Origin of the sequence: Chryseobacterium sp. 2TAF14, assembly GCF_052115105.1 — a bacterium.
Lineage (GTDB): Bacteria > Bacteroidota > Bacteroidia > Flavobacteriales > Weeksellaceae > Chryseobacterium.
Genome location: NZ_JBFRGA010000265.1, coordinates 1 through 3,721, shown reverse-complemented (window position 1 = coordinate 3,721; position 3,721 = coordinate 1). Strand labels below are relative to the sequence as shown.

Below are 3,721 nucleotides of genomic sequence, written 5' to 3'. Positions count from 1 at the left end.
GAAGCGCATCGCTCATATAATCCGAAAGGAAATTATCTTGCAAACCTTATTAATTCTGATAAAAATGCAATCAAAATTGCACTTACCGGAACACCTTTATTGAAGGAAGTAGCAAAAGATTATGATTCAAAACTACTTTTTGGAAATTATATCCATAAATATTACTACAATATGTCTATTGCTGATGGATATACGCTCAGATTGATAAGAGAGCAAATAGAGGGCAACTTTAAAATGCAAATGCAGAATGTCATTGATGAGATTAAAGTTTTGCGAGGTGATATTTCGGCAAAAGACATCTACAAAAATACAAAGTTTGCAGAGCCACTGTTAGATTATATCTGTAATGATTTAATAAAATTCCGTAAAGATCAGCAAGATGCTACTCTGGGAGGGATGGTAGTTTGTGATTCCGCAGACCAGGCAAAAGAATTATTTCGTTTGTTTCAGGAGAAATATGGCGAACAAGAAACAGATGCAAGTATATTGATGGTTGCGGAACCAAAAGCAAAATATGGCTTAAAAGAAGAACCAAAACTTACTGCTTCTTTAATTTTACATGATGAAAATGACAAACAGGTTCGAAAAGAACTTATAAAGGCGTATAAAAAAGGGCACGTCGATATTTTGTTTGTCTATAATATGCTGTTGACAGGTTTTGATGCTAAGCGATTGAAAAAATTATATTTAGCGAGAGTTATTCAGGATCATAATTTATTACAAACACTCACAAGAGTTAATCGTCCTTATAAAAAGTATCAGTACGGATATGTTGTAGATTTTGCTGATATTTCAAAGGCATTTGATCGTACCAATAAACTCTATTTTGATGAGTTGCAAGAGCAGTTAGGTGATGAAATGGAAATGTACTCTCATCTATTTAAATCCGAAGAAGAGATTAAGCAAGAGATTGAAGAAATAAAAGATACTTTATTTCACTATGACACTCAAAATAAAGAATTATTTTCTCAACAAATTGCCGAATTAAACGATAAAAAAGAGCTTTTAAGACTAGTTAAAGCTTTACGGACAGCAAAGGAATTAAAAAATTTAATTGCCTTAAATGGTTATGATGCTTTAAAAGGTTTAACAGATTTTGAACTTCTCAATCGTCTATTAATTGAAACACAGAATCGACTTGACAATCTCAACCTTATAGAAAGCATYGGAAACGAAGAAGCGAACCGAAATCTATTAAATGAAGCTTTAGAGGATATAATTTTTCAATTCGTTAAAGTTAATGAAAGTGAATTGGTACTTGCTGATGAATTTAAAAACATTCTACGAAAAGCCAGAGAATCTCTGCAAACTAATTTTGATCAGCTAGATCCTGAATTTGTAAGTCTTAGAGCTGAATTAGAAAGAATTTTTAAGAAAAAAAATCTTAGTGAGGTAACTCAGGAAGATATGGTAGAAAATATGCATCTTCTTCAGAAAATCTATGATCAAGCCAAAGAACTGAATAGAAAAAATGCCTTGCTAAAAGCTAAATATGATAATGACGATAAGTACGCTAGAATTCACAAACGCTTATCAGAAAAAGGAGCTTTAAACGCAAAAGAATCTCAACTTCACCGAGCATTGATGCAGGTAAAAATACAAGTTGATGAAACTATTACTAATCAAGAAGAAATGGTGAAAAATGAAGCGTATTTCAAAAGATATCTTTTAAAACTTGTTGTGGATGAATTTAAAAAGAAAGAAAATATAAATATTGACTTTTCAACGACAGAAAAAATAAATCAATTAATTTCGCAGGAATATTTACAACAATATCAATATAGATAATGACTCAAGATATAAACTTTATAACCAAAACAAAATCTTTAATAGATAATCTTAAAAGTGTATGTGCCAATTATGGGCTTGGAAATGACGGAAATGAATTTAAAATTATCACACAAATATTTCTATACAAGTTTCTTAATGATAAGTTTCGCTTTGCGGTAAAAGAAGAGCAGCCCCAACTGGCGGAAGCTGAGAATTTTTCTAAAGCTCTTCGTGAGATGAGTGATGACGAATATCAATTTTTACTGGCAAGCTTGGATCCGAATATTCCAAGATTACATCCGGAACATTTAATTTCCCATTTGTTTGCAATTCAAAATGACAGTGATTTTGGAAAAACATTTGATGATACTTTAAGACAAATTTCGATTGAAAATGCTGATGTTTTCTCTGTAAAATCATTTAGTGGTGCAAAAGATACTTTGTTTGATGAGCTTACTCAGTTTATCTCTGATGCTTCTCAACGTGATGCTTTTGCAAAGGCATTGATTAATAAATTATTTGAATTTTCATTTGAAGAAATGTTTGTTCAGAAATATGATTTCTTTGCAACTATTTTTGAATATCTGATTAAAGATTATAACACTGACAGTGGTGGTAAATATGCAGAGTATTATACACCACACGCTGTTGCTCGTATTATGGCACAAATTCTTGTGCCGGATGAAGTAAAAGGTATTAAATGCTATGATCCGAGTGCAGGATCGGGAACTTTATTAATGAGTTTAGCTCATCAGATTGGCGAAAAGAACTGTACCATTTATTCAGAAGATTATGCACTCTTTAAGCGAAAAAGGTCAGGCTGCAATTGTTGTTCCCACAGGTTTCATTACTGCCCAAAGTGGGATTGAAAAGAAAATTCGTGAAAGGTTAATCAGTAATGGTTGGCTTCGTGGTGTAGTAAGTATGCCAAGTAATATTTTTGCGAGTACAGGAACAAATGTATCTGTTTTGTTTTTTGATAAAAGAGCAGATAGCGAGCATATTATTTTAATGGATGCTTCCAAGTTGGGAAAAACAGTAAAAGAAGGTAAAAATCAACGTACTGTTTTAACTCCCGAAGAAGAAACTAGAATTGTAGACACCTTTAATCAAAAACAAGCTGTTGAAGATTTGTCTGTTGTTGTAACGAAAGAAGAAATTGCAGAAAAGAATTATTCTTTCTCTGCTGGTCAATATTTTGAAGTTAAAATAGAATATGTAGACATTACACCAGAAGAGTTTGCGGAGAAAATGCAAGATTTTGAAACCAATTTACAAAGTCTTTTTGCTGAAGGAAATGCTTTGGATGTTAAAATTCAGGAACAGCTTAAAAGTTTGAAGTATGAATAAGATAAAATTAAAAGATGTAGCTGAAATTACGATGGGGCAATCTCCAGAATCTAAATTTGTTTCTACACAAAAGATTGGTCTACCTTTATTGAATGGTCCAGCTGAATTTTCAGAAAGACATCCAAATCCTGTTCAATATACCAGTTCAAGTAAAAGACTTGCCGAACCTAAGGATATACTATTTTGTGTCCGAGGAAGTACGACTGGTAGAATCAATGTTGCAGACCAAAAATATTCAATTGGACGGGGATTAGCATCAATCAGACATAAAAAACATAGTTCATTAAATACTTATGTCAAGGCAATACTTCAATTTAACCTAAAAAAGTTATTAGGCGGAACGCTTGGTTCAGTTTTTCCTAATCTTACAAAAGAAAATCTCTTTGAATTAGAATTTTTTGGACATGACTTAAAAACCCAAGAGAAAATTTCCTCCATTCTTTCTACTTTAGATAATAAAATTTCGATTAATAATCAAATAAATGATAATTTAGAGCGTATGGCTAAAACGCTGTACGACTATTGGTTTGTACAGTTTGATTTTCCAGACGAAAACGGAAAGCCCTATAAATCAAGCGGTGGCAAGATGATTTGGAATGAA

Annotated in this window: 4 protein-coding genes; all 4 read left to right on the top strand. The window is 32.1% G+C overall.

Annotated features, from left to right (window positions below; genetic code table 11):
- Nucleotides 1-1,788 (top strand): type I restriction enzyme subunit R domain-containing protein (locus tag AB4Y90_RS17185; protein WP_441558787.1); only part of this gene is annotated, 1,788 nt, incomplete at its 5' end.
- Nucleotides 1,788-2,639: an N-6 DNA methylase gene (locus AB4Y90_RS17180; RefSeq protein ID WP_441558786.1), complete on the top strand. Its 852-nt coding sequence runs from the start codon at nucleotides 1,788-1,790 to the stop codon at nucleotides 2,637-2,639. The genes AB4Y90_RS17185 and AB4Y90_RS17180, both read left to right, overlap by 1 nt.
- Complete coding sequence (locus tag AB4Y90_RS17175) at nucleotides 2,563-3,120, top strand: N-6 DNA methylase (protein WP_441558785.1); 558 nt, start codon at nucleotides 2,563-2,565, stop codon at nucleotides 3,118-3,120. The genes AB4Y90_RS17180 and AB4Y90_RS17175 overlap by 77 nt, the downstream gene beginning before the upstream one ends.
- A partial coding sequence (locus AB4Y90_RS17170) for a restriction endonuclease subunit S (RefSeq protein ID WP_441558784.1) occupies nucleotides 3,113-3,721 on the top strand: 609 nt, incomplete at its 3' end. The genes AB4Y90_RS17175 and AB4Y90_RS17170, both read left to right, overlap by 8 nt.

Excerpts from the sequence above, each read along its gene's own strand:
- AB4Y90_RS17180 (WP_441558786.1), top strand. The coding sequence starts at position 1,788 with ATGACTCAAGATATAAACTTTATAACCAAAACAAAATCTTTAATAGAT.
- AB4Y90_RS17175 (WP_441558785.1), top strand. The coding sequence starts at position 2,563 with ATGCACTCTTTAAGCGAAAAAGGTCAGGCTGCAATTGTTGTTCCCACA.